Origin of the sequence: Mycobacterium sp. IDR2000157661, assembly GCF_022317005.1 — a bacterium.
Lineage (GTDB): Bacteria > Actinomycetota > Actinomycetes > Mycobacteriales > Mycobacteriaceae > Mycobacterium.
The window spans coordinates 3,033,055-3,055,918 of sequence record NZ_CP081006.1 but is presented as its reverse complement, the minus strand read 5'-3'; the positions used below and the strand labels follow the sequence as shown (position 1 = coordinate 3,055,918).

Here is a 22,864-nt window from a genome sequence, read left to right as displayed (position 1 = left end):
GGTCAACCGATTCCGACGCCGGCGCCACTCCAGAACGGGCTCGAGGTCAGCACCTCGGCTCCGTCGGCGGTGATGTGCACGACCTCTCGGCCGAAGACCGCGCCGACACCCTCCTGCCAGACATAGCCGCTGACCGCGAGCACCATCCCCGGTTCGAGGATCTCCGCGGCGGCGGTGACCCGAAGCGCGGGCGTCACGACGGGCGGGTCGTAGCCGAGGCCCAGGCCGTGCGCGACCGGCATCGCAGGCAGCGGCTCACCGGCCGTGTCGTAGGCGGAGAGCAGCCCGTCGGCCGTGGCTCCCGGTCGGCAGGCGGCCATCAGGTTGTCCCACAGCCGGTTCCACCGGTCGTAGAGTTCGGGCACCGCGGCGCCCTCGACGTCGCCGACCGGCCAGGTGCGGCCGACCTCGCCGAGGTAACCGTCGGCCAGCACTCCCGCCGAGAACGCGACCAGGTCACCGTTGTCGATGCGCCCATCGGTTCGATGCCGCCGCCACGGGTGGTCCTTCGGCGTCACCCAGGCACCGTCCTGCGTCGCGGGTGTGGTCACCCCGCCGGCCGCCATGGCCTGCATGAGTGCGCCCGTCAGCGACTGCTCGGTGGTGCCGGGCGCCAGTTCGGCGCGGGCCGATTCCAGCGCAGCCTCAGCGACCCTGATCGCGCCGCGCAACACCGCGATCTCGTCGGCCGTCTTGATGCGGCGCGCCGCCCGCAGTGCGGGTTCGGCGTCGACGATCTCGGCGCCCGGGAACGCGATCGGCAACAGCTGCGCGAATGTCGGAGTGAGCGAATCGGTTCCGACCCGCGTGGCGGTCGCTGCCCCCGGAAGCGCCTTCAGCACGTCGACCAGCGTCATCGGATTCCATGCCAACCCGTAGAGGTGGTCGTGTGAGATCTCGTCCGGGATACCCTCGTCCCAGGTGCTGTTGAGGTAGATCTGACCGGTCGACCGGATCACCTCGCAGATCGGCCCGAACGGCCGGGTACCCGCCACCCACAACTGCGGGGCGCCGGTCACATAGCGGACGTTGGCCTGGCGGCCCAGCACCATGATGTCGATGTCGTTGGCTTCCATCTCGGCCAACGCGCGCTCTCGGCGTCCCCTGCGCAGATCGCTTGCGTCGGGAAGTATCTCGGTGCTCATTCGGGGCCGATCCGATCCTGTCCGTAGGGGGCGTAGGGGTAGTCGGTGATGGGCTGGCAACCGTCGTCGGTGACGACCACGATCTCCTCGCTGCGGTAACCGCCCGTGCCGTCCTCCCACACCACAGGCTCGAGCACCAGCAGCATCCCCGCCGGGAACACGAAGTTGTCGTCGAACTCCTCGCCGAGATCGGTGCCTATCATGGGCATTTCGGCGGCGTTGGTGCCGATACCGTGTCCCAGGTAGAAGTGCGGCAGCCAGGGCTTAGCCCCGCCGTTGGCGGCGATCGCGGCGCGGGCCAGGTCCCCGCTGGTCGCACCGGCCTTCGTGACGGAGAGCACCGCCGCGAGGATCTCCCGCCACCGGTCGAACTGCGCCTGCTGGCGGTCGGACGGCTCAGCGCCGACCAACCAGGTGCGGCCGAAGTCTGAGCAGTAGCCCTCGAACGTGATGCTCACGTCGGTCCACAGCACATCCCCGGCGGCGAGTTCACGTTCGGTGGTGAGCAGCGGCAGCGCCAGGTCACCGGTGGTGGTCCAGACCTTGCCGCTGGTCTTCGTCGTGGGCATCACCTGCCAGATGGCTTCCAGCATGTTGGCCGTCGCACCCAATTCGAAAGCGCGGCGCACGAACTGGGCCGACAGGTCGACCTGACGCACCCCGGGCGCGAGTGCATCCTGCACGTCGACCATCGCTTCCTCGGTGATGCGGCAGGCCGTGCGCACGCAGGAGATCTGATCGACGGTCTTCACCAGTTTGGCCAGGCCCACCACCTGCGCGGCATCCGAGGGCGGGCCGGTGAGGAACAGTCTGGCCGACGCTCGGCGCATGGCACCGGTCAACTCGTCGACCGCGACGACGCCGTTGGCGGGCACCAGATCGGCCAATATGTCGGCCAACCGGAAAACGCCCTCGTCGAATTCGAGGTACAGCGGGCCGTACACGTGGTCTGCAGGCACTTCGGATCTCGCGCTCGAGCCCTCCCGCAGCGGCATGAACAGATGCGGGTGCGGGTCCTCGGCGAGCACGACGGCAACCGGCCGTTCCACGTGGGACAGGCCCGCGTCGAGCAGTGGCCAACTGACTCCCGTGGCGTACACCACGTTCCCGTTCCCGAGCAGCACCAGAGCATCGACACCCTTGTCGCGCATCGAGTCGCGCAGCCGCGCACCGCACTCGCGATACATCCGGGCCCGGTCGGGCACGTCCGGAATGTTGAGCGAGGCCGGAACCGGCACCGAGCCCGGAGAGAGAACAGTCACGAGATGCCCAGGAAATTCTTGACGTTCGTGCTGACGATCCTGGTCGCGGCCTCCGGGCCCACCGCATCGACGACGGTCTTCAGCGACTTCTCCGAGTAGCCGAACGTCGATTCGTTGTGCGGGTAGTCCGATGACCACATCACGTTGTCGACACCGATCTTGTCGATGAGCTCGAGGCCGAGCGGATCGATCATGAACGATGCGCTCATGTGGTGGTCCCAGTAGTGGCGCACCGGGTGCTCCAGCTCATGGTTGAACATGTGCCGGTAGGAGGCGAGCATGTGTTCGGCGTCCTGCAGGGCGGTCGGCACCCAGGCGATCCCGCCTTCGAACCAACCGATCTTCAGTGACGGGTGCCGGTCGAGGATGCCGGAGAACACGTACTTGGCGAACTGCTCGCGGAACGAGTCGACGTTGACCATCATGCCGACGACCACGCTGTTGTGCTGACATGGCGTCTTGGGCGGCGTCTCACCGATGTGGTGGCTGACCGGCAGCCCCGCGTCCTCGATCTCGTCCCACACCGGGTCCATGTCGGTGCTGCCGTAGTCGTAGATGTTGCCGTCGTCGTCCTTGCCGGGGTTCAACGGTAGGAGGAAGGTCTTCAGACCCAATGACTTCAGTTCGGCGAGAGTGGCTCGGGTACCGGCGGGGTCCCACCAGTTGATCAGCCCGACGCCGTAGAAGTGGCCCTTCGAGCGCTCCTGCAGATCGGCGATGTGCTCGTTGTAGATCCGAAATACGCGTTCGCGCAACGCCTTGTCCGGGTAGTGGAATAAGGCCAGCACGGCGTTGGGGAACGCCAGTTCCTTGTCGATACCGTCTTCCTTGAGTTCCCGGATACGGGCCTCGATGTTGTTGGTCGCCGCCCCGGCGAGGTCGTCGTACTGCATGAGCACGCGGCCGAAGTCGCCGCCGGTCCAGGCCTTGCCTTTCATGCCGACCATGTAGGCGCCGTCCTCGTACCAGATCCGCGGTGCGGCGCCCTTGAGTTCCTCGGGGAAGCGTTCGTAGAAGATGTCCTCGGCGACCGAGATGTGGTTGTCGGCGGAGAAGATCTCGGTGCCCGGGGGAAGTCCGGTCAACCCTTCCTCTGCGGCGTGGCCTTGGCGGTTCTTCGGCGCGCCGAAGCCTTCGGGCGGATAGAGGGTGGCCGGGGGGCGGGCGGGAGATGATGAAGTCGGTGCTGACATCGGTGACACTCCAATCGGGCTGTGAGGCAGAGTTTTCAGTGGTTACCAGGCCACCGGAAGTTCGTAGACGCCGTACGCGAGGCGGTCGTGTTTGAACGGCACGTCCTCGATCGGCACCGCGAGACGCAGCGTGGGGATGCGCTTGAGCAGGGTGTGGAACACGATCTGCAGCTCGGCACGCGCCAGCTGCTGACCGACGCACTGATGGCGCCCGTAGCCGAAGCCGAGCTGTTGTCCGGCGTCCCGGTGCAGGTCGAGCCTGTCGGGCTCGGGGTAGGTGGTCGCGTCCCAGTTCGCGGGCGCGAGGTCGAGGATGATGCCCTCCCCCGCCCGGATGGTCTCGCCGGCGATCTCGATGTCCTCGGCCGCGACGCGGCGCTGGCCGTTCTGGATGATCGACAGGTAGCGCATCAGCTCTTCGACCGCGTTCGCGACGAACTTCGGATCGTCGGAATCTCGCAGCGCCGCGGCCTGTTCGGGATTCTCCAACAGGGCGCACACGCCGATGCCGATCATGTTGGCGGTGGTTTCATGGCCCGCGATCAGCAGTCCGGTGCCCAGCTGTGCGGCCTCTTTGACGCTGATCTCGCCGGCGTTGACGCGCTCGGCGAGGTCGGACACCGCATCCTCTGCCGGATTGGCCCGCTTCTCCTCGACGAGGTCGATGAGGTATTGATGCAGGCTCATCGCGCCCTTCTGCATGGCGTCCGCCGCCGCGAAGCGCGCCAGCCCGGCATTGGCATGCTCCTGGAAGAACTCATGGTCCTCGTAAGGCACACCGAGCATTTCGCTGATGACCCGTGTCGGAACCGGCAGCGCCAGCTTCGTCACGATGTCGGCCGGTTGCGGGCCTGCCAAGATCTCGTCGATGCACTCGTCGGTCACCTGCTGGATCGCCGGCCGCAGCCCCTCGACGCGTTTGAAGGTGAACGGCTTGGACAGCATCCGCCGGAACCGGGTGTGCTCCTCGGCATCGGAGGTGAACACCGACCGCGGCCGCTTGTGGACGGTGGAGAGCATGTGCTCGTTCCAGTGCGGGAAACCGTCGCGCCGGTCGTCGACGCTGACCCGGGAGTCGGCGAACAATTCCCTGGCCACCGCATGGCCGGTGATCAGCCACGGGGTGGTGCCGTTCCAGATTCGAACGCGCGACAGCGGTTTCGCCTCGCCCATCTTGAGCATCTGCGGCGGCGGGGCGAACGGGCAACGGGCGTCGCGCTCCATCGGGTACTCGGGGATGTCGGCGGCTACGTCGGCGGCACCGGTGGTCAGAGTGTCGGACATGTGTCTCTTTCTCATTCCTCGATGTGGATGGCGAGCGCGGGGCAGGCCGCGGCCGCCTTGCGGGCGTCGTCGGCACGGCCATTCGCCGGGCGGTCGTCGAGCAGGACGACGACGCCGTCGTCGTCACGTTGATCGAACACGTCGGCAGCGTTGAGCACGCACTGCCCGGAGGACACGCACTTGTCTTGGTCGACTGTCACTTTCACGGGTGCTCCGTCACGGGCGCGCGCCACATCCCGACGATCGCGTCGATCAGGCTGGTGCCCACCGCGGTCCAGCTCGTCCTCGGCATGGCCGAACCGCCGGCGAAGGCCCGTTCGAAATCGGCGCACGTGTGCACCATCAGGTTGCGCGCCATGATGTTGCGCTCGGTGACCACCTCTGGCGGCAGGTCGGGCAGGCACCGGGTGATGCCGTCGACGACGCGCTTCACCGACGGTGATTCCAGCGCACCCTTGACGACGATCTTGTGATACTCGGGATCGGCCAGCGCCTGCGCGGCGAAGCGCGCATACCAGGTGGGGTTGCCGAGCTGGGCGAGGTGTTCGGTCAGTGAGCACACCAGGCACCCGACCCAGTCCCGCAGATCGGTCGAGTCGCCGATCTCGGCCACCATTCGCGACAAGAGGCGCTCGGTCGACACTCGGTGCTTCTGCTCGATCGCCCGCACCAGGTCGGCCTTGGTGCCGAAGTGGTAGCCGACCGCGGCGTTGTTGCCCTGCCCGGCGGCCTCGCTGACCTGGCGGTTCGACACCGCGTAGACGCCGTGCTCGGCGAACAGACGCTCGGCCGCGGCCAGGATCGCTTCGCGCGTGATGCTCGCGCGCTCGGTGCGCACACTTCTGGCGGTGGTCACCGCCTCAGTCAACCGCCGCACGTGGGTTAAGTCAAGCGACTGATTTAAACACTTCATCTGTTCGGCTTACGGACGTCTTCCTTGCTCCTCGCGTGCGCGATGACCTTGCCCGCCGATGTGCCACCGTCGATGGGCAGTACCGTCCCGGTGACGTAACGCGACCGGCCGCCGGCGAAGTAGAGCGCGGCCTCGGCGACGTCGTCGACGGTGCCTTCGCGTTTCAAAGGTCGGTCGTTGCGCATCTGCGCGCGGATCTTCTCTTCGAACTCCTCGAGCCGTTGCAGGTCCTCGCCGGTCGCGGACTTGCGCACGATCGCCGTGCGGATGTTGCCCGGGGCGATGGCGTTGACCCGGATCTCGTAGTGCGCCAGGTCGATCGCCGCGGACTTGGTGAACTGGATGACCGCGGCCTTCGACGCCCGGTAGGTCATGACGCCGCCGCCGGCCTGGATCCCGCCGATCGACGTGAGGTTGATGATCGACCCGCCGCCGTGTTCGGCCATGTGCCGGGCGGCGTCGCGGGTGCCGGCCATCACGGCGAGGACGTTGACAGCCATCACCTGATGGAAGTCGGCGAGGTCGTCCTCGAGGAACTTCAAGAACATCTTCCCCGATACCCCAGCGTTGTTGACCATGACATGAAGCCCGCCGAAGTCCTCGACGGCCGTCGACACGAGCTGACCGACCTGCTCGATCTGCGACACGTCGGATTCGATGAACCGGGCGTTCGCGCCGAGATCGGTGGCGAGCTTCGCGCCTCGTTCGGCGTCGATGTCGCCGAAGAGCACCCTGGCCCCTTCGGCGTGGAACCGGCGAACGAGGCCCTCGCCCAACCCCGATGCCCCACCGGTCACGACGGCGACTTTGCCCTCGAGTTCACCCGTCATGTCGGAACTCCTTCGTGCACGTCCGCCAGGAAGTCCAGCAGTAGGTCGTTGGTCACCGCGGGTTGTTCGATCTGCGGGCAGTGACCCGCGTCCTCGATGACGGCTGAACACCCGGCCGGGATCTTCGCCGCGATCTCGGCCGCCCAACCGGCAGGCAGCAGTTTGTCGCCGCCGCCCTCGACGACCAGCGTCGGCACGCCGATGCGCTCATAGGCGCGATTGCTCGACGGCAACGGCGGCGCGTCCAAGCCGGGCCGCCGAAACCGCGCCGCGGCCAACGCTTCCCATGCGCCAGGGGCGATGCTGGCTTCGTAGCGTCGCTGCACGTACGCCTCGTCGGCCGGATAGGCGGGGTCGAAGAACAGCGCCTCGACGATCCTTCGCATGCCCTCGAACGTCGCGTCGTAGTCATAGAGGGCCGCCGAGTACTCGTTGCGTTGGATCTCGCCGCCGCCGCAGATCGTCACCATGCTGCGCACCGGCAGCAGGGGCGAGGTGGACGTGGCGTCGACGAACATGTTGACCGCGCCCATGGAGTTGCCGACGAAGTGGGCGGTTCGAATGCCGAGCACCTCGCAGAACCGCGCGATGTGCCGGATCCGCATACCCCGGCCGTCGTTGAAGTCGACCACCTTGGCGGACTCACCGAAGCCGAGCATGTCGAGGGCCAGCACGCGGTGCCGTTCGGCCAGGGCGCCGATGGTGCGCTCCCAGCCGATCTCGGCGCTCGCGCCGAACTCACCGCCGTGCAACAGCACCACCGGATCGCCGTGTCCGGCTTCCAGGTATCCGGTCGTGAGCCCGTCGACGAGAACGGTCTTGCGCTGCGTCACGCTGTTTCCCAGGCGGTCCGGGCGAAGGTGAGCAGCTGGTTGGCCAGTAAGTCGAGTTGGTTGCGGGTGGTGGTGTCGACGAGCTCGCCCGCCTCGTCCCAGATCTTGTCGGCCGAGTTGATCGCCACGCCCAGCGGTGTCGGCCAGGCGCGAAGCGCGTGTCCGATCGACCGCAACTGCCCGAGCGTGCCGACCGCCGCTTGCCAGCCGTAGGCACAGCTGATGCATCCCCACGGCGTGTTGTCGAGGTAGACGCGCGGGTCTTCGCGCAGGTCCTCGATGTAGTCGAGTGCGTTCTTCACCAGACCCGAAATGGCCCCGTGGTAGCCGGGGGATCCGACGACGACGGCGTCGGCATCGCGCAGCGCGCCGACCAGTTCGAGTGCCTTGGGTGTGCGTGAGAGTTCGTGAGGAGCGTACATGGGCAAGTCCAGCTCGGGTCCGCTGAAGAAACGGGTGCGCCCGCCCTGGCGCTCGACCGCCGAAAGGCAATGGCGCAGCGCGCGTTCGGTCGAGGAGTTGGCGCGCAGTGTGCCGCCGAGACCGACCACCAGCGGTCCGCCGCCCGTTGTCGTTCTTACCGTCATCAATTCACCTACTTGATCGCTATCGGACTCACAGGTGCGCCGACCGCGCCGACTACTTTGAGCGGTGGGGCGACCAGCTGGAACTCGTACACGCCGTCGGCGGCGCAGTCGGCCGCCAGGCCGGTGAGGTCCCAGTACTCGCCGAACATCAGGCCCATGTCACGCAGGCAGAGCATGTGCATCGGCAGGAAGGTGCCCTCGACGCCGTTGGCCGGATCGGGATCCTCGACCATCAGGTTGTCCGCGGCGACCGCGGCGACGTCGTGGTCGTGCAGCCATGAGGCGCACGTCCAGTCCAGGCCCGAGCCGGGTTCGGCGCCGTCGCCGGTCGCCAGGAACCTGGTCCACCAGCCGGTGTGCACGACGACGATGTCGCCCGGTGCGACGGCTACTCCCTGCGCCCTGGCGACATCGTCGAGTTCGGCTGGTGTGACCGGGTCGCCGGGCTCGAGGAACACCTCGGCACCTCGGTGCTTGACGACGTCGAGCAGCACGCCGCGCGAGGTGATGCCCTTGACGTCCACCTTCTCGATGCCGAGATGGAAGGCGCCGAAGCTCGTCACCGAGTCCGCGGGGAAGCCGTTGTAGAGCTTGTCCTCGTAGTAGACGTGCGAGATGGCGTCCCACTGCGTGGCGGCCTGCAACGGCATCACGATCATGTCGTCGTTGAAGCGGAACGGGTTGTCGGCGAAGAACGCACTGACGTCGGCGGCCACCGCGTTGCGCAGCCATTCGGGGCCGTACTGCACGAGGGTTGAAGCATCGCCCCCGTCGACGGTCATCGTGTGGACGGGATTCTGCCGGAACTTGAACGCGCCCTGCGGCCCGGCCGACGAGAAATCGCCGCCCAGAGATATCACCTTGCCCTGCCGTACCAGTGACGCCCCCTCGGCGACCTTCTCCGGCGTGATGAGGTTCAGTGTCCCCAACTCGTCGTCGTCGCCCCAGCGCCCCCAGTTACGCACCTCGTCGGCGACGCGACGGAACTCGGTCATGCCGGCCATATTTCGCCTTTCTCCGTTTCGCTCACCGTGCCGCCGTCCACCCAGATCACCTGGCCGGTCAGATAGCTGGCCGCGCGGCTGTTGAGGAACACCAGCACGCTGGCCTGCTCGGCGGGGTCGGCGGCACGGCCCAGTGGGGTCTGGAAGGAGTCGAGGAACTCCTGCCCGTAGGCGCTGCGCAGCTGGTCGAGGATCGGCGTGTCAGTGACGCCCGGCGCGGTGCAGTTGATCCGGATTCCTCTGGCGCCCAGTGCGGCGACACGGGTCATGCCGTAGAGGATGATCGCCTCCTTGGACAACCGGTAGCCGCCGCCTTGGGCGAGCGCGTCCGGGTGGCGTTCGCACCACGCGATACCCTCGTCGATGCTCGCGGTGTCGACCAGCCCGGCGGTGACTGCGGCGTTCTGCCGGTACGCCGACGCCGCCAGGGAGGAGACGTTCGCGATCGCCGACCCCGCGGGCATGCTGGGCACCAGCGCCTCGGTGAACCGGCGCGTGCCGAGGAAGTTGATCCTCACCACCCGCATCGGATCACCGATCCCCGACGACACCCCTGCGACGTTGAACAGCGCGTCGACCCGGTCGCCGATCGACTCGGCCGCCCGGTCGATCGATACCGGATCAGACAGGTCCAACTCGACGAACGCACCGAACTCGTCGGCGGGCGGCTTGATGTCGAGTCCGACCACCTCCGCGCCGAGGTCGGCGACCTGCCGGGCGACGTGGGCGCCGATGCCCGACGCGCACCCGGTGACGACCACCCGACGCCCGTCATACCGCCACAGCTCCTCAGCGTGGGCCATCGACTACTTTGTGCTCCTCACGTCCGCGGTGGGATTGCGGCTCGCCCAGCCCTCACCGGACTTCAGCTTCGCGGCCGCCGCCTCGATGCCCTCGGTCATCTCCTCCATCGCCAGCGAGACCTCGTTGGCCGTGTAGTTCTCGCGGCCGGTCGGCAGGCCGCCGAAGGCGTAAGTCTCGTCGAACAGCGGCGCCTGCGACGCCGGCCGCCTGGCCTCGACCTTCTCGATGATCGGTTCGAGCCGCTTGGCCTTGTCGGCCCGCTGCTTCTCGTCGCGCTCGATGAACTCGGGCAACACCTCCTTACCCATCAGCTCGATCGACTCCATCGTCTCCTCGTGCCGGCGCGGCGTGAGGAGCAGGATCAGTTCGTCGACACCGCTTTGTTCGTAGCCGCGCAGGAACTCCCGCACGGTCGCCGGGCTACCGATGGGTCCGCGGTCGGGACCGTAGACGATGCTGGGATCCTTCTCGATCTCCTCGAGGTGGCGTTCCCACACTCCGGTCCGGCCGGGGGTGTGCATACCGGTCATGTAGTAGTGCATGATGCCGAACGCGAAGAACCCGCCGCCCTTGCCGAGGCGCTCGATCGCCTGTTCGTCGGTCTTGGCGACCATCATCGACAGGTCACCGCCGATGGCGAGGATATTGGGGTTCATCTGCGGGGTGACCGGCGCGCCGTTCTCCTCGAACTCCTTGTAGTAGCCGTTGACGCGCTCGGTCAGCGGTCCGGGCCCGGTGTAGGCGAAGCTCAACGCGCCCAGGCCTTTCTGGGCGGCCATCGCGACCGACGCCGGGCGCGTGCATGCCACCCACACCGGCGGGTGCGGCTTCTGCAGCGGCTTGGGCACGACGTTGCGCGGCGGCATCTCGATGTGCTGGCCCTTGAAGCCGGTGAACGGCTCCTCGGTCATGCAGCGGACCGAAACCTCCAGCGCCTCTTCCCACATCGCGCGCTTGTCGGCCGGATCCACCCCGAAGCCGCCGAGTTCCCCGACCGAAGAGGACTCGCCGGTGCCGAACTCGACCCGGCCGTTGGAGATCAGGTCGAGTGTGGCGACGCGTTCGGCCACCCGGGCCGGATGGTTGACCACCGGCGGCAGGTGCATGATGCCGAAGCCGAGCCGGATGTTCTTGGTGCGCTGGCTGGCCGCCGACAGGAAGATCTCGGGAGCGGTGGAGTGGCAGTACTCCTCGAGGAAGTGGTGCTCGGTCAGCCACACCGTCGAGAAGCCGGCCTTGTCTGCCAGTTCCACCTCGTCGAGGCCGTCCTGGAAAAGCTTGTGTTCGTCGTCGTCGCTCCACGGCCGGGGCAGCGGGAATTCGTAGAACAGCGAGATCTTCATTTCGTTACCTTCCGATGAGTATCGAGTGCCGAATCGGTGTTAGCGCCGGCCTGACCGGCCTGGCCGGATGACGTGGCGATGTGTTTGGCGGCGACGTAACCGAACGTCATCGCGGGCCCGATGGTCGCGCCCGCACCCGCGTAGCTGCGGCCCATCACCGCGGCCGACGTGTTGCCCACGGCGTATAGGCCGTTGACGACGCTGTCGTCGCTGCGCAGCACGCGCGCATGCTCGTCGGTGCGCAGCCCGCCCGAGGTGCCGAGGTCGCCGAGGATGATCTGAAACGCGTAGTAGGGCGGCTTGCCCAGCGGGTACAGGTTCGGGTTGGGCAGCGTCGGGTCGCCGTAGTAGTTGTCGTAGGCCGAGTCGCCGCGGTTGAAATCGTCGTCGTGGCCGTTGCGCGCCAAATCGTTGAACCGCTCGGCGGTGCGCCGCAGTTGCTCGGGCGGGACGCCGATCTTCGTCGCGAGTTCGGTGAAGCTGCGGCCCTCGTGCACCACGCCGGACTCCAGCCACGCCTCGGGCACCTTCCGGCCGGTCGGCACGGGCGCGAACGGCACCTTCGGGATCGGCAGGTGGCCGGCCACGACATAGCGGTGGAACGACCGGATGTCGGTGATCAGCCAGCACGGGATGTGGGCGACACCCGCGTTCTGCCCCTCGATCATCGCGTGCGCGAAATCCATGTAGGGCGCGGCTTCGTTGACGAACCGCTTCCCCGCACCGTTGACGGCGAACTGCGACGGCATCATGCGCTCGTTGAGCATGAACTGCAGCCGCCCGTCGGGCCAGCAGATCGCGGGGAACCACCAGGCCTCGTCGAGCAGGTCGGTCGACCCGCCGACCTTCTCCCCCGCCCGGATCCCGTCACCCATGGACGCGGGATTGCCGAAGCTCCAGTCTTTCGCGAGCACCGGCAGATGCCGGCGGCGCCATTCCATGTCGTGGTCGAAACCGCCGGCGGCCAGGATCACCCCGTGCCGCGCCCCGACGCGCAGCGCTCGGCCGTCGCGCTCGACCACCGCGCCGACCACGGTGCCGTCGGCGTCGGTGATCAGCTCGGTCATCGGCGCGTCGAGCCACAGCGGCACGTGGCATTGTTTGAGCGCCAGCCGCATCCGGGCAGCCAGCGACTGGCCGATCGCGGCCATGCGGTCACCGAAGACCCGTGCCCGCAACATCCGCCAGATCAATTTGACCAGAACGGCCTTGCCGCGCCAGTTCTGCCGGACCTGATAGAACAGGCGGAGATCCTTGGGCGCGAACCAGATTCCCTTCGGGGCGAGCGCCAGCGGCTGCAGCAGGTCCTGCTCGTCCTCGCCCAGCTCGCGCAGGTCGATGGCGGGCACGTTGATGGTGCTGCCGAGCTGCGAACCGCCGGGCAGCTCGGGGTAGTAGTCGGCATAGCCGGGCTTCCAGACGAATTCGAACCAGGGGCTCAGGTTCTCCAGGAACTCCATCATCTCGGGTGCGGTGTCGACGTACTGCCGCAGGCGGGCGTCGCTGACGAGGCCGTCGGTGATCCGACGCAGGTACTCGAAGACCTCGGCGGGGTCGGGGACGTAACCCTCCCTGCGCTGCGAGGGTGCCCCCGGCACCCAGATACCGCCGCCCGACAACGCGGTCGAACCGCCGAAACGCGAGGACTTTTCGACGACCAGCGTGTCGAGCCCGAACGCGTCGGCGGCCAGCGCGGCGGTCATCCCGCCACCGCCGGAGCCGACCACGAGCACGTCGACGGTGTGGTCGAAGGCCTCAGACATCGAGCACCGCCGTCCTGATCGCGAAGCCGGCGATCAATTCCGGCGCCGCCCGGTAGAACCGCTGCTCGGTCCGGTAGTCACCGTGCGCGGCAAGTGCGGAGAAGGCCGCGATCCAGGTCCGGACCTCATGCGCCGAGTGGCCGCCCTCGCGTTCAACCCAGGCGTTGGACCACCCGTCCACCTCGGCCAGCCGATTGGTGTCCACCAGTTCCAGGAAGGCGGCGTCCCAGTCCGGGTTGAGCGGTTGCAGCGGGCTCTCACCGTGCGCGAACGCCTGCGCCGCATCGATCACGGCGACCTGACGGGCCTGGCGCTGCTCGGGCGACATCGGCGCACCATGCACGATGCGCTCCAGCGCGGCGGGCGGTGCCGTAGCCAGTGTGGGGACCGGCGGATCATGCGACAGGCCACCGGATCCGACGACCAACACGCGCTGGCCCAAGGTGGCCAGATAGGTGCCCACGGCCGCGCCGAGCGCGCGTACCCGCCGCAGCGGACCCAGCGGCGCGGCGACGGAGTTGATGAAGACCGGGATCACCGGCCGCGCCGCCGCCTCACCGAACAGTTTCTCCAGCGGCTGTACGGTGCCGTGGTCGACATCCATGCTCGCCGAGATGGCCACGTCGATCCCCGACTCGAGAACGGCCTGGGCACAGTCGATCGCGAGGTCCGACGGCACGTCGAGCGGCCCGGCGAACGTGCCGTAGTCGCCGACCCCCTGGGCAGCGGTGCCGATGCAGAAGGGTGGCATCGTCCGGTAGAAGAACCCGTTGTAGTGGTCCGGCGAGAAGGTGACGACCAGTTCGGGGTCGTAGTCGGCGACGAACCGGCGGGTGTGCGCCAGGGCTGTCTCGACGTCGTCAAGAAGATCCTGCGACGGTCCTTCGAGGTTGAGTAGCGGACTGTGCGACATGCAGCACAGGGCCAGATTGCCCATGGGAACCAGAGCCTCCTTCCTGAGTGAGACGGAGAACGTCGAACAGTGAGTCGCTGATCTCGGGAGCGCGCTGGGCGATGCAGGCGCCTGCGATGCAGCGGTCGGGCCGCACGAACAGCACCGAGTCGGTGTAGACATCGAACCAGGACTTCAGCGCGCCGGTCCTGTCGCCGACTACGACGACGTGGGCGTCGTCGTGGCCCGGCCAGTGCAACTGCGTCATGGGGCGGGCCTCGACGAAGGTGGCGCCCAACGCCCGCCAACGGTCGAATGCCCTGGCGCCGAGCACGGCTGGCAGGTTGTTGCTCCAACACAGCACCGCGAAGCCGGGTCCGAGAACGTCGTCGAGCAACACGTTCTGCTGATCGCGGGTGTCGACGCGGGGCTGGATGAACAGCGTTCCCGTGGGTGAAGTCGCCCCCGAGGCAACGACGCCCGGTTCGGCGTGAAAGACGGCACCCTGTTGGTAGCGCGGCATCGGCTTGAACCGCATCTCGAGGATGTACCGCTTGAGCGACGGCACGAGCGAGGCGGCGTGGATGACGCGGTCCCGAAGGGCTGCGACCCGGCGGTTCGTCGGCGAGATGACGCGGCCCACCATGGTCGACAGATCGATCATCGCCCGTGCGTGCTTGCGGCGCTCGATGTCGTAGGTGTCGAGCAACGCGTCCTCGGCGCGGCCGTTCACCACCGCGGCGAGCTTCCACCCGAGGTTGGCCGCGTCCCGGATACCGCTGTTGTAGCCCTGTCCCTGCCAGACGGGCATCAGGTGCGCGGCGTCGCCCGCCAACATCAGTCGGCCCTTCCGGAACGATGCCGCGATGCGCGAATGGTGGGTGTACACCCGGTGCCGGATCATGTCGACACGCTCGGGGTGCGGAACGCGCTGTGCGAGCATTCTTCTCACGAACGCGGGGTCGTCGGCCTGCTCGTCGGTCTCGTCGGGGTGGATCATGAACTCGAACCGCCGGATGCCGTGTGCGATCGAGATCGACACATAGGGTCGCACCGGATCGGCTCCGACCTCACTGTTCGGGTGCCCGAGCGGATCGTTGGCGACGTCGACCACCAGCCAGCGGGTCGAGGACGTGGTGCCGTCGAAGGACACGCCCATCAGGCGCCGGGTGGCGCTGCGCCCACCGTCGCAGCCCACCACGTAGCGCGCGATGACGGGTTGCTGACCGTCGGCGAACTCCACCGTGACGCTGTCGCTGGTCTCGACGCAGTTCGTCATGCGGGCGCCGAACCGGACCTCGACGTGGTCGAAACGGTCCAGCCCGCCGAAGAGTTCGGCGTCGACCATCGGCTGGACGAAACCGTTGCGCTTGGGCCAGCCGAACCGGGCGTCCGGCGGCGCCATCTCGGCGAGCAACCGCCGCTTGGCGTCGAAGAACCGCAGAATCTGGTTCGGGACGGTGTGCGGCAGCACGCGGTCGACCAGGCCGATGGACTGGAAGGTGCGCAGCGCTTCGTCGTCGAGTCCGACGCCGCGGGGATAGTCGATGAGCGTGTCGCGCTCCTCGACGACGAGCGTCCGCACGCCCTGCAGGCCAAGGATGTTGGCCAGCGTCAACCCCGACGGCCCCGCGCCGACGATGAGGACATCGGTCTGCGTGCTCATCGGCTACCGCCCCATGAGGAATTCGAGGTGCAGGCGGTTGAAGGTCTTGGGGTCTTCGTACTGGGGCCAGTGCCCGCACCCGGGCATCAGTTCGAAGCGGGCGCCGGGAATCATCGAGGCGATGCGCCTGCCCTCGGCGACGTCGGCCGTGGGGTCGTCGCTGGTCCACACCACCAGCGTCGGCGCGGTGATGGCCGCGTAGTCGGCGGGGCCGAGCAGGTTGCGGGCGCGGATCTCGGGGTCCTGCAGCGCCATGATGTCGCGCATCGCGTTGACGAATCCGGGCTGCCGGTAGACGCGCTGCCTGCTGGCGACGATGTCGTCGTAATCCTTTGCCTTGTCGGCCATCAGCCACTTGATGCGGGCCTGCACGGTCTCCCAGGTCGGGTTCTCCGCGGCCGCCATGGATAGCGTGATGATGCGCTTCATCACCTCGGGATCGGCCCGTGAGCCGCCTGCGGTGTTGAGCACCAGGCGGTTCAGCCGGTCGGGATGGTCGACGGCGACCCGGGCAGCCACCCAGCCGCCGAGTGATTCCCCGCTGATGTGGGCGCGCTCGGCACCGATGGCATCGAGGAAAGCGATCAGGTGCTCGACGTAGTGACGCACCTCGAGGGCATGCCCGGGCTTGTCGGTGTACCCGTGGCCGAGCATGTCGATCGACCAGGTGGAGAAGTGCTCCGCGTGCGCCTCCAGATTGCGCACGTACGCCTCGGCGTGACCGCCGGATCCGTGCAGCAGCACCAGCGCCGGCTTGTCGGTATCCCCCGCGTGCAGATAGCGGGTGCGGACTCCCCCGGCATCGAGATAGCCCTGCGAGAAGGCAACGCCCTGAAGGTCACTCCAGACGCTTTCGAAGTCCGCGGACACGCTGGGCCCTCTCGTCATGGCGAGAATCAAATTCTCGTAATCTGTAAGCACTCTGCTCATTTATCGCACATTCACGTGCACTATAGTCAGAGCATCACTCTCGTGACTGCGTCTGTCAAGGAAGAGGTGGGATGGCAGCGACGGACACCAAGCCGAACGACGGCGCCGCTCCCAACGGCGCGCCGGGCTCGCAGACGCTGGCCAGGGGGCTGGCCGCATTGCAGTTGGTCGCAGGTTCGCGCACCGGGCTGACCGCTCAACAGGTCGCCGACGACATGGGCGTGCACCGCACGATCGCCTACCGGCTGCTGTCCACGCTGTCGCAATTCCGGTTGGTGGCCAAAGGCGAGGACGGCCGCTACCGGTCGGCCGCCGCGCTGGCCGTGCTCGGGGCGTCCTTCGACAACAACCTTCGTCAGCTCAGCCAGCCCACGTTGCGCATGCTGGCCGACGAGCTCGGCAGCACCGTGTCACTCCTGGTCGCCGAGGGCGAGCAGCAGGTCGCGATCGCCGTCATCGCGCCGACGAACGTCTTCTACCAGATGTCGTTCCACGAGGGCAGCCGCTATCCGCTGGACCGCGGCTCGGCCGGAATCGCGTTGTTGGCGAGTATGCCGCCCCGTCCCGGGGAGCGCGATCTGGTGCCGCTGACCCGCCAGCAGGGCTGGGTGATCACGCATGGGGAGGTCGAGCCCAACACCTACGGGCTGGCGGTACCGGTGCGACGCCGGCCACCGTCACCGCCGACGTGCATCAACCTCATCTCACACCGCGAAGACGTGGTCCTGCGGGGTAAGGACTCAGTCATCAAGGCGGCCAACGAGTTGTCCGCGATTCTGAGCTAGAGGATCGTCGGCTGGAAGGAGCAGCACGTGACCGACTGGGACCATGACGTCGATGTGGTCGTCCTCGGCAGTGGCGGGGCGGGACTGACCGCCGCGCTCACCGCGGCGGTCAACGGCGCCACCGTCGAGGTCTACGAGAAGGCCGCCACCGTGGGCGGCACCACGGCGGTGTCGGGGGGCATCATCTGGATCCCCGCACACGATCGTGCGGCCGACGGTGAGTTGTCCGTAGCCGATGCGATGAGCTACCTGCGGGCGCAGTCGCTGGGTTACATGGACGACAACCTGGTCGAGACGTTTGTGCGCACCGGTCCGGAGATGCTGGATTTCGTTGAGCGGCACAGTGATCTGCGCTTCGAGGTCGCCGAGGGCTTCCCCGACTACAAGCCCGAACTGCCCGGCGGGCGCCCGACGGGCGGGCGCTCGCTCAACGCCAAGCCGTTCGATCTGGCCCGACTCGGCGGATGGCGCGACCACATCACCTCGTTCCCCGCGGACTTCAGCAATGTCGGGATCGACGCGGAGACCCGTGCACGGATCCACGCTTCGGTCGACGACGAGTCCGGCGACTACTGCGTGGCGGGCACGGCGCTGATCGCGGGTCTGCTCAAGGGCCTTCTCGACACGGGCGTGCAGCCCCATACCCGGTCGCGCGCAGTAGAACTGTTCGCCGACCCGCTGGGTATCACCGGTGTGCGAATTTCGCAGAGCGGCAGGGAATTCAACGTGCGGGCCCGCCGTGGCGTGGTGCTGGGCACCGGCGGATTCGAGTGGGACACCAAGCTGGTGGAGGCGTATCTACGCGGCCCGATGCGCGGTGCGGTGTCGCCGCCCAACAACACCGGCGACGGCCTGCGGATGGCGATGGCTCACGGCGCCGACCTGGCCAACATGGGTGAGGCCTGGTGGGTGCCCATCGTGCAACTGCCCGGCGATACGTTCGAGGGCCATCCGCGAAGCCGCAGCGTGCGCCTGGAACGCACGAGGCCGCGCAGCATCATCGTCAACCGGGCCGGCAGGCGGTTCCTCAACGAGGCGGGCGAGTACAACTCGATGGCGGGTCCGTTCCACTACCTCGATCCGCGACACGGCTACGCCAACGACCCGGCGTGGATCGTGTTCGACTCGCTGCACCTGAAGAAGTACGGCTTCCTCGGCGTTGACGGCGACGGCCCCGCGCCGCAATGGTTCTCGGCGTCGAACGACTTCGACGAACTGGGTGAGAAGACCGGCATCGACCCCGAGGGCCTGTCTCGCACACTGGCCGCGTGGAATGAGAACGTCGGCCAGGAGAACGATCCCGACTTCGGCCGCGGTTCCAGCGCCTACGACGGCTACTGGGGAGACGACAAGGCCACCACACCTGCCGGTAAGACCCTGGGTCCGATCGACACCCCGCCGTACTACGCGGTTCCGGTCTCGATAGGCGCGATGGGCACGAAGGGCGGCCCGCGAACCGACCGTGACGGGCGCGTTCTGCACGTCAAGGGTCCGGCGATACCCGGGCTGTTCGCGGCAGGCAACGTCATGGCGGGCCCGACCGGCAAAGCATACGGCGGAGCCGGCGGAACCCTCGGCCCGGCAATGGTGTTCGGCTACCGTGCCGGGATGGCCGTTTCCGCGCGAGCCTAGCGCCCGTCAGCGCATCAGATGGCCAGCCCGACGAAGTAGGTGCCGAGCAGGGCGGTGCCGATCAGCAGGACCCACGCGTCGGTGAGGCGGCGCAGCTGCGCGGGGGCGTGGCGCACCTCCATGAATTCCCGGAAGATGATGCGCACCTTGACGAGTGCGATGACGATGGCACTCACTGTGACCACGGTGCTGGCCCGCAGCGTCCCGTTCTCGTCGGCGGTGTGGTCCAGCCACACGTACACCAACGTCATCCCCGTCAGGACGGCCCAGACGATCAGAAGCCTGATGTTGAAAGCGACACTCACGGCTCACCTCACCACGTAGAGCAATGCGAAGATCAGCACCCACAGGAAGTCGACGGTGTGCCAGTACGTTGCGCCCGTCTCCACCAGCTGCTGGGATCGGCGCGCCGGGCTGCGCAGCTGATAGACCACGACTCCGAGCACCACGAACCCGATCAACACGTGGATGCAGTGGATGGAGGTCAAGAAGTAGTAGTGCTGAAAGAACTCGTCACTGGTGAACGTGTTACCCAGGTTTATCTCCCTGACCCATTCGACCACCTTCGAGGCGAGGAACACCAGGCCGAAGACGATCGTCAAGGTGGCGTTGACCAGAGCCGACCGGTACGCCCCCTCGCGAGAGGCCTGCACGCATCGCGCGATGGCCCACGAACTCAACAGCAGCGCAACGGTGTTGAAGATCCCGAAGCGCAGATCCAAGTCGGCCTGGGACTGCAGATAGAGTTCCTGGTTCTGGGTGCGGCCGAAGAGGTACACCGAGAAGTAGCCGGTGAACAGCAGCGACTCGAACAGAACGAAGAACCACATGTCCGGCTGACCGGGCACGAACCGCGTCGGCTTCTCGTCCAGCAGCTGCACTTCGCCGCTTGCCACGTTGGTCATCGGACCGCCTCCACCGGATCGCGTTGCTCCTTCGTCGGCCGGTCCGGCAGCGGCCCGGTGCCGAAGTCCTCACGCTCGATCATCCTGCGTAGCAGCACGATGAAGACGGCGGTGTAGGTCAGGAACACGACCATGTTGATCCACCAGGCGATCGCCCCGTTCCACGCGAACACGCCACGCTGGAATATCCACGCCGGCGCAACGACGACTTCGGTCAGCGCATTGCACAGTCCGAGATAGCCGAACCATTTCGGGAACACCCGGTTCTTGTCGATCAGGATCGCGACCATCCACACCAACGATCCGATCAGGAACACTCCCATCGTCCCGCTGAACGACAGAAAGGCGAAATCGTAGAGCCACCGAATCAATTCCGGATCGCGGTCAGGCCGCAGGGCGCCGACGGTCATCGCGATGGCCATCACCAGCATGCCGGGAATGGCACTGAGCGCGTACATGACCAGATATGAATACGCGAAGATCGGGCTGACCGACATCCGCCGCATCGAATAGGCGAGGATGGCGTTCATCGGTCCGCACATGCCCGAGATGAGGAACACCACGCCGAACCCGACGAGAATTCCGGTGTGGCGGCTCTCGAACCACTGCACGACCATGGGCGTGTCCCATGCGGGGCTTGGCGGTGGCTGAACTCGCGTGACGAGGAAGAACAGCACGCCATAGAGGTTGTAGAAGACGACCATCACGTACCACGCGAACCACAGCTCCCGCTTGGGGTGATGGCGGAAGTTCCAGACGAGCCTTCCGGCCGCAGAACCCGAAGGTGGTCCCGGCGATGTCGCCTGCTCCGGCGCCGCCGTGCTCATGCGGCGACCGGTTCCTGGGCCCGCTGCCGTCGGATGGTGCTGCCGACGACGCTTCCCATCACCACGATCCAGACCGCGATCGCGATGTTCTTGACCCAAAATGATAGGAGCCCGTCCCAAGCGATCGGCCCGGTGAACGCCAATGCCGAGAAGGCGGCAGGCACCAGCGCCGCGGCGACAACGACATTGAAGTGCGCCACCCAGCGCTTGAACACCGGTTGCGCCCGGCGATCCCAGTAGATGGCGAGGGCCAGCAGGAGGCATTGGGCAATCAGGTATGGGACCAGAACCGTGAAGGTGATCCACGCGAGGTCGTTGAGCAACTGTGTCAGCTCCGGGTCACGCTCCGGACGGAAGGCGCCGAGCAACCAGAACATGTTCGCGATGAGGAAGAGCGTGGGTGGGCCTGCGGCGCAGACCAGCAGGCTGTAGGACAGGATCGGCGTGCGGTGTGCCATCCTGCGCACCTGCGTCACGATCAGCATCACCAGCGGGATTAGGCCCACACCGAACCAGTTGAACAGGATCATGCTGTAGCGGATCCGAGCGGTTTCGTCACGGTAGAAGGCGGCGACCTCCTCTGCCGACATGCTCGGCGACATGGGATGAAGGAAGCCGGGAAACAACAAGAACGCCGACAACCAGAGAATCGCCAGCGCGGGCAGCGTCCAGAAGAGAATCAGCTCACCGTCCGTGCGTCTCATCTGTCCAACCTCTCGAGGCTTCTCGTAATAGTTGCCGATCGGCTACTCGGACGGTAGCCGATCGGCAACCAGACGGTCAATCCTCGGATACTCTTCTGATGTGGTGATGGCAGAACACCGGTTCAGCACAATCGCGCGCACCCCTGCACAGACCCGCGTGCTCGATGCGGCCCTGCGGTTGATCGCCGAGCGTGGGGTCAGCGGCACGTCACTGCAGATGATCGCCGACGCGATGGGTGTCACGAAGGCGGCCGTGTACCGGCAGTTCAAGACCAAGGAAGAGATCGTCATCGCCATCACCGAACGGGAGATGAGCCGCCTGGAGGACGCGCTCGAGGCGGCCGAGGCGGCTGGTCACGGCCTGGACTCGCGAGAGATGTTGCTGGGCAGGATGATCGATCAGGCCATCGAGCGGCGCGGGATCGTCAGCGTGCTGCACTTCGATCCGGTCATCATTCGTCTGCAGGCCGAGCACGAGCCGTTCCAGCGGTTCATCGAACGTCTCTATGCGGCGCTGCTCGGCACCGAGGCGGGCGTGGAGGCCCGGGTGCATGCGGCGATGCTCTCGAGCGCGATCAGTGTGGCCGTCATGCACCCGCTGGTCGCCGATCTCGATGCCGAAACGCTTCGTGCCCAACTGACGCGGATGTCGCGGCGGATGCTCGACCTGCCGGATCAGGACTCGGCGCGGACCGCGAACAACCGCTCGGCGGCACGGTAGGGGTCGTCACTGCCGTCGGCGACCGCCGCCGCGAGCCGGTCCAGTTCCGGGTGGTTGCGCAGCAGCGTCTGCGCGAGAGACAGGATCTGCGCCCGTGCCCGCGCCGCGCGCCGATCAACGCTGTCGGCGCGGTGGTGCGACTCGATGACCTCCACGAGCTCGGCGATGCCGTTGCCGTGGGCGGCAACGAGTTTGAGCACCGGTGCATGGGTTTCCGCGCGAAGGTCGCGCACCGTCTGGTCGGCGCCCTCGCGGTCGGCCTTGTTGACCACCACGATGTCGGCGACTTCGAGCAGCCCAGCCTTGGCTGCCTGCACCGCATCGCCGGCGCCGGGATTCAGGATGACGATGGTCGGGTCCGCGACGGCCGCGATCTCGATCTCCGACTGACCGACACCAACGGTCTCCACCACCACCAACCCGTACGACAGCGCCGCAAGCACCCGGACCGCGGCGGGCACCGCCGCGGCCAGACCACCGAGATGCCCGCGGGTCGCGACGGAGCGGATCAGCACGTCGGAGTCGTTGATATGGGCCGCCATCCGGATCCGGTCCCCCAACAGCGCACCGCCGCTGTAGGGCGATGACGGGTCGACCGCCAGCACGGCGACTCGGTGGCCGCTCTGCCGGTAGGCGCCCACCAGCGCCGCGACCGTCGTCGACTTGCCGGCGCCGGGTGGCCCAGTCACCCCGACGACCCGAGGAGCCTCCACCGCACCGAGCGCGTCCAGAACATCGGTACGCCTGGGGCTTTCGACGAGGCTGAGTAACCGGCCGGTGGCGCGGACGGACCCGCCGCGTGCGGCCTCGAGGAGCTCATCGATGGTCATGATCCGTCCTG

The 22,864-nt window shown here is 67.1% G+C and carries 24 protein-coding genes; 3 read left to right on the top strand and 21 right to left on the bottom strand.

Translation table 11 applies throughout. From position 1 onward, the window contains the following. Window positions 1-2 precede the first annotated feature (2 nt). The 16 genes from K3G64_RS16080 to K3G64_RS16005 all read right to left on the bottom strand — a co-directional run bounded on the left by K3G64_RS16080 (window position 3) and on the right by K3G64_RS16005 (window position 16,407). Window positions 3-1,145, bottom strand: a complete 1,143-nt coding sequence (locus K3G64_RS16080) for a M24 family metallopeptidase (protein WP_238885689.1) — start codon at window positions 1,143-1,145, stop codon at window positions 3-5. Then, window positions 1,142-2,332 carry a M24 family metallopeptidase gene (locus K3G64_RS16075; RefSeq protein ID WP_238950724.1) on the bottom strand — a complete coding sequence of 397 codons (1,191 nt, stop codon included), beginning with the start codon at window positions 2,330-2,332 and terminating at the stop codon, window positions 1,142-1,144. The genes K3G64_RS16080 and K3G64_RS16075 overlap by 4 nt, the downstream gene beginning before the upstream one ends. A gap of 71 nt (window positions 2,333-2,403) precedes the next feature. Next, window positions 2,404-3,600 carry an amidohydrolase family protein gene (locus K3G64_RS16070; protein ID WP_238885687.1) on the bottom strand — a complete coding sequence of 399 codons (1,197 nt, stop codon included), beginning with the start codon at window positions 3,598-3,600 and terminating at the stop codon, window positions 2,404-2,406. A 42-nt stretch (window positions 3,601-3,642) separates the two neighbouring features. Further along, on the bottom strand, window positions 3,643-4,884 hold the full coding sequence (locus tag K3G64_RS16065; RefSeq protein WP_238885686.1) for a cytochrome P450: 1,242 nt from the start codon (window positions 4,882-4,884) through the stop codon (window positions 3,643-3,645). Between the two features lie 11 nt (window positions 4,885-4,895). Beyond that, a complete protein-coding gene (locus tag K3G64_RS16060; RefSeq protein ID WP_238885685.1) occupies window positions 4,896-5,090 on the bottom strand; it encodes a ferredoxin in 195 nt (64 codons plus the stop codon). Beyond that, the gene (locus K3G64_RS16055; protein ID WP_238885684.1) at window positions 5,087-5,797 is read right to left on the bottom strand and encodes a TetR/AcrR family transcriptional regulator; all 711 of its coding nucleotides are present in this window, start codon (window positions 5,795-5,797) and stop codon (window positions 5,087-5,089) included. The genes K3G64_RS16060 and K3G64_RS16055 overlap by 4 nt, the downstream gene beginning before the upstream one ends. Further along, entirely contained in the window at window positions 5,794-6,627 is an 834-nt protein-coding gene (locus K3G64_RS16050) for an SDR family NAD(P)-dependent oxidoreductase (protein ID WP_238885683.1), read from the bottom strand. Before K3G64_RS16050 ends, K3G64_RS16055 begins: the two co-directional genes overlap by 4 nt. Then, window positions 6,624-7,460 carry an alpha/beta fold hydrolase gene (locus K3G64_RS16045; protein WP_238885682.1) on the bottom strand — a complete coding sequence of 279 codons (837 nt, stop codon included), beginning with the start codon at window positions 7,458-7,460 and terminating at the stop codon, window positions 6,624-6,626. Before K3G64_RS16045 ends, K3G64_RS16050 begins: the two co-directional genes overlap by 4 nt. Then, window positions 7,457-8,047 (bottom strand): NADPH-dependent FMN reductase, encoded by a 591-nt coding sequence (locus tag K3G64_RS16040; RefSeq protein ID WP_238885681.1) that lies wholly within the window; start codon window positions 8,045-8,047, stop codon window positions 7,457-7,459. Before K3G64_RS16040 ends, K3G64_RS16045 begins: the two co-directional genes overlap by 4 nt. Window positions 8,048-8,055: 8 nt before the next feature. Beyond that, window positions 8,056-9,051 carry a cyclase family protein gene (locus K3G64_RS16035; protein WP_238885680.1) on the bottom strand — a complete coding sequence of 332 codons (996 nt, stop codon included), beginning with the start codon at window positions 9,049-9,051 and terminating at the stop codon, window positions 8,056-8,058. Next, on the bottom strand, window positions 9,039-9,854 hold the full coding sequence (locus K3G64_RS16030) for a coniferyl-alcohol dehydrogenase (protein ID WP_238885679.1): 816 nt from the start codon (window positions 9,852-9,854) through the stop codon (window positions 9,039-9,041). The genes K3G64_RS16035 and K3G64_RS16030 overlap by 13 nt, the downstream gene beginning before the upstream one ends. 3 nt (window positions 9,855-9,857) lie before the next feature. Further along, the gene (locus tag K3G64_RS16025) at window positions 9,858-11,198 is read right to left on the bottom strand and encodes an LLM class flavin-dependent oxidoreductase (RefSeq protein ID WP_238885677.1); all 1,341 of its coding nucleotides are present in this window, start codon (window positions 11,196-11,198) and stop codon (window positions 9,858-9,860) included. Beyond that, window positions 11,195-12,961 carry an FAD-binding protein gene (locus K3G64_RS16020; protein ID WP_238885674.1) on the bottom strand — a complete coding sequence of 589 codons (1,767 nt, stop codon included), beginning with the start codon at window positions 12,959-12,961 and terminating at the stop codon, window positions 11,195-11,197. Before K3G64_RS16020 ends, K3G64_RS16025 begins: the two co-directional genes overlap by 4 nt. Then, a complete protein-coding gene (locus K3G64_RS16015) occupies window positions 12,954-13,874 on the bottom strand; it encodes a 3-carboxyethylcatechol 2,3-dioxygenase (protein WP_238950722.1) in 921 nt (306 codons plus the stop codon). The genes K3G64_RS16020 and K3G64_RS16015 overlap by 8 nt, the downstream gene beginning before the upstream one ends. Then, a complete protein-coding gene (locus K3G64_RS16010) occupies window positions 13,822-15,519 on the bottom strand; it encodes a bifunctional 3-(3-hydroxy-phenyl)propionate/3-hydroxycinnamic acid hydroxylase (RefSeq protein ID WP_238885672.1) in 1,698 nt (565 codons plus the stop codon). The genes K3G64_RS16015 and K3G64_RS16010 overlap by 53 nt, the downstream gene beginning before the upstream one ends. A 3-nt stretch (window positions 15,520-15,522) precedes the next feature. Then, window positions 15,523-16,407, bottom strand: coding sequence for an alpha/beta fold hydrolase (locus K3G64_RS16005; protein ID WP_238885671.1), 885 nt, complete (start codon window positions 16,405-16,407; stop codon window positions 15,523-15,525). Window positions 16,408-16,520: 113 nt separating this feature from the next. On the opposite strand from K3G64_RS16005, the gene K3G64_RS16000 reads away from it, so the two are divergent. Both K3G64_RS16000 and K3G64_RS15995 read left to right on the top strand, forming a co-directional pair. Next, complete coding sequence (locus K3G64_RS16000) at window positions 16,521-17,234, top strand: IclR family transcriptional regulator (RefSeq protein ID WP_238885670.1); 714 nt, start codon at window positions 16,521-16,523, stop codon at window positions 17,232-17,234. 27 nt (window positions 17,235-17,261) lie between these two features. Beyond that, on the top strand, window positions 17,262-18,866 hold the full coding sequence (locus tag K3G64_RS15995; protein ID WP_238885669.1) for an FAD-dependent oxidoreductase: 1,605 nt from the start codon (window positions 17,262-17,264) through the stop codon (window positions 18,864-18,866). A 14-nt stretch (window positions 18,867-18,880) separates the two neighbouring features. On the opposite strand, the gene K3G64_RS15990 is transcribed toward K3G64_RS15995, so the two are convergent. The 4 genes from K3G64_RS15990 to K3G64_RS15975 are packed head-to-tail and all read right to left on the bottom strand — an operon-like array spanning window position 18,881 to window position 21,302. Continuing rightward, window positions 18,881-19,171, bottom strand: a complete 291-nt coding sequence (locus K3G64_RS15990) for a cytochrome C oxidase subunit IV family protein (protein WP_238885667.1) — start codon at window positions 19,169-19,171, stop codon at window positions 18,881-18,883. Window positions 19,172-19,174: 3 nt separating this feature from the next. Continuing rightward, window positions 19,175-19,771 carry a cytochrome c oxidase subunit 3 gene (locus tag K3G64_RS15985; protein ID WP_238885666.1) on the bottom strand — a complete coding sequence of 199 codons (597 nt, stop codon included), beginning with the start codon at window positions 19,769-19,771 and terminating at the stop codon, window positions 19,175-19,177. Beyond that, a complete protein-coding gene (locus K3G64_RS15980; protein WP_238885665.1) occupies window positions 19,768-20,598 on the bottom strand; it encodes a hypothetical protein in 831 nt (276 codons plus the stop codon). Before K3G64_RS15980 ends, K3G64_RS15985 begins: the two co-directional genes overlap by 4 nt. Continuing rightward, window positions 20,595-21,302: a hypothetical protein gene (locus tag K3G64_RS15975; protein ID WP_238885664.1), complete on the bottom strand. Its 708-nt coding sequence runs from the start codon at window positions 21,300-21,302 to the stop codon at window positions 20,595-20,597. Before K3G64_RS15975 ends, K3G64_RS15980 begins: the two co-directional genes overlap by 4 nt. Window positions 21,303-21,408: 106 nt before the next feature. Between K3G64_RS15975 and K3G64_RS15970 the strand changes: the two genes are divergently transcribed. After that, entirely contained in the window at window positions 21,409-22,023 is a 615-nt protein-coding gene (locus K3G64_RS15970; RefSeq protein ID WP_238950721.1) for a TetR/AcrR family transcriptional regulator, read from the top strand. On the opposite strand, the gene K3G64_RS15965 is transcribed toward K3G64_RS15970, so the two are convergent. Next, entirely contained in the window at window positions 21,978-22,853 is an 876-nt protein-coding gene (locus K3G64_RS15965; RefSeq protein ID WP_238885663.1) for an ArgK/MeaB family GTPase, read from the bottom strand. The genes K3G64_RS15970 and K3G64_RS15965 overlap by 46 nt on opposite strands. Between the last annotated feature and the right edge of the window lie 11 nt (window positions 22,854-22,864).

Bases quoted from the DNA above. Each gene is read 5' to 3' on its own strand.
- K3G64_RS16080 (WP_238885689.1), bottom strand. From the start codon at position 1,145: ATGAGCACCGAGATACTTCCCGACGCAAGCGATCTGCGCAGGGGACGC.
- K3G64_RS16075 (WP_238950724.1), bottom strand. From the start codon at position 2,332: ATGTATCGCGAGTGCGGTGCGCGGCTGCGCGACTCGATGCGCGACAAG.
- K3G64_RS16070 (WP_238885687.1), bottom strand. From the start codon at position 3,600: ATGTCAGCACCGACTTCATCATCTCCCGCCCGCCCCCCGGCCACCCTC.
- K3G64_RS16065 (WP_238885686.1), bottom strand. From the start codon at position 4,884: ATGTCCGACACTCTGACCACCGGTGCCGCCGACGTAGCCGCCGACATC.
- K3G64_RS16055 (WP_238885684.1), bottom strand. From the start codon at position 5,797: ATGAAGTGTTTAAATCAGTCGCTTGACTTAACCCACGTGCGGCGGTTG.
- K3G64_RS16050 (WP_238885683.1), bottom strand. From the start codon at position 6,627: ATGACGGGTGAACTCGAGGGCAAAGTCGCCGTCGTGACCGGTGGGGCA.
- K3G64_RS16040 (WP_238885681.1), bottom strand. From the start codon at position 8,047: ATGACGGTAAGAACGACAACGGGCGGCGGACCGCTGGTGGTCGGTCTC.
- K3G64_RS16035 (WP_238885680.1), bottom strand. From the start codon at position 9,051: ATGGCCGGCATGACCGAGTTCCGTCGCGTCGCCGACGAGGTGCGTAAC.
- K3G64_RS16030 (WP_238885679.1), bottom strand. From the start codon at position 9,854: ATGGCCCACGCTGAGGAGCTGTGGCGGTATGACGGGCGTCGGGTGGTC.
- K3G64_RS16025 (WP_238885677.1), bottom strand. From the start codon at position 11,198: ATGAAGATCTCGCTGTTCTACGAATTCCCGCTGCCCCGGCCGTGGAGC.
- K3G64_RS16020 (WP_238885674.1), bottom strand. From the start codon at position 12,961: ATGTCTGAGGCCTTCGACCACACCGTCGACGTGCTCGTGGTCGGCTCC.
- K3G64_RS16015 (WP_238950722.1), bottom strand. From the start codon at position 13,874: ATGTCGCACAGTCCGCTACTCAACCTCGAAGGACCGTCGCAGGATCTT.
- K3G64_RS16010 (WP_238885672.1), bottom strand. From the start codon at position 15,519: ATGAGCACGCAGACCGATGTCCTCATCGTCGGCGCGGGGCCGTCGGGG.
- K3G64_RS16005 (WP_238885671.1), bottom strand. From the start codon at position 16,407: ATGACGAGAGGGCCCAGCGTGTCCGCGGACTTCGAAAGCGTCTGGAGT.
- K3G64_RS16000 (WP_238885670.1), top strand. From the start codon at position 16,521: ATGGCAGCGACGGACACCAAGCCGAACGACGGCGCCGCTCCCAACGGC.
- K3G64_RS15985 (WP_238885666.1), bottom strand. From the start codon at position 19,771: ATGACCAACGTGGCAAGCGGCGAAGTGCAGCTGCTGGACGAGAAGCCG.
- K3G64_RS15980 (WP_238885665.1), bottom strand. From the start codon at position 20,598: ATGAGCACGGCGGCGCCGGAGCAGGCGACATCGCCGGGACCACCTTCG.
- K3G64_RS15975 (WP_238885664.1), bottom strand. From the start codon at position 21,302: ATGAGACGCACGGACGGTGAGCTGATTCTCTTCTGGACGCTGCCCGCG.
- K3G64_RS15970 (WP_238950721.1), top strand. From the start codon at position 21,409: ATGGCAGAACACCGGTTCAGCACAATCGCGCGCACCCCTGCACAGACC.
- K3G64_RS15965 (WP_238885663.1), bottom strand. From the start codon at position 22,853: ATGACCATCGATGAGCTCCTCGAGGCCGCACGCGGCGGGTCCGTCCGC.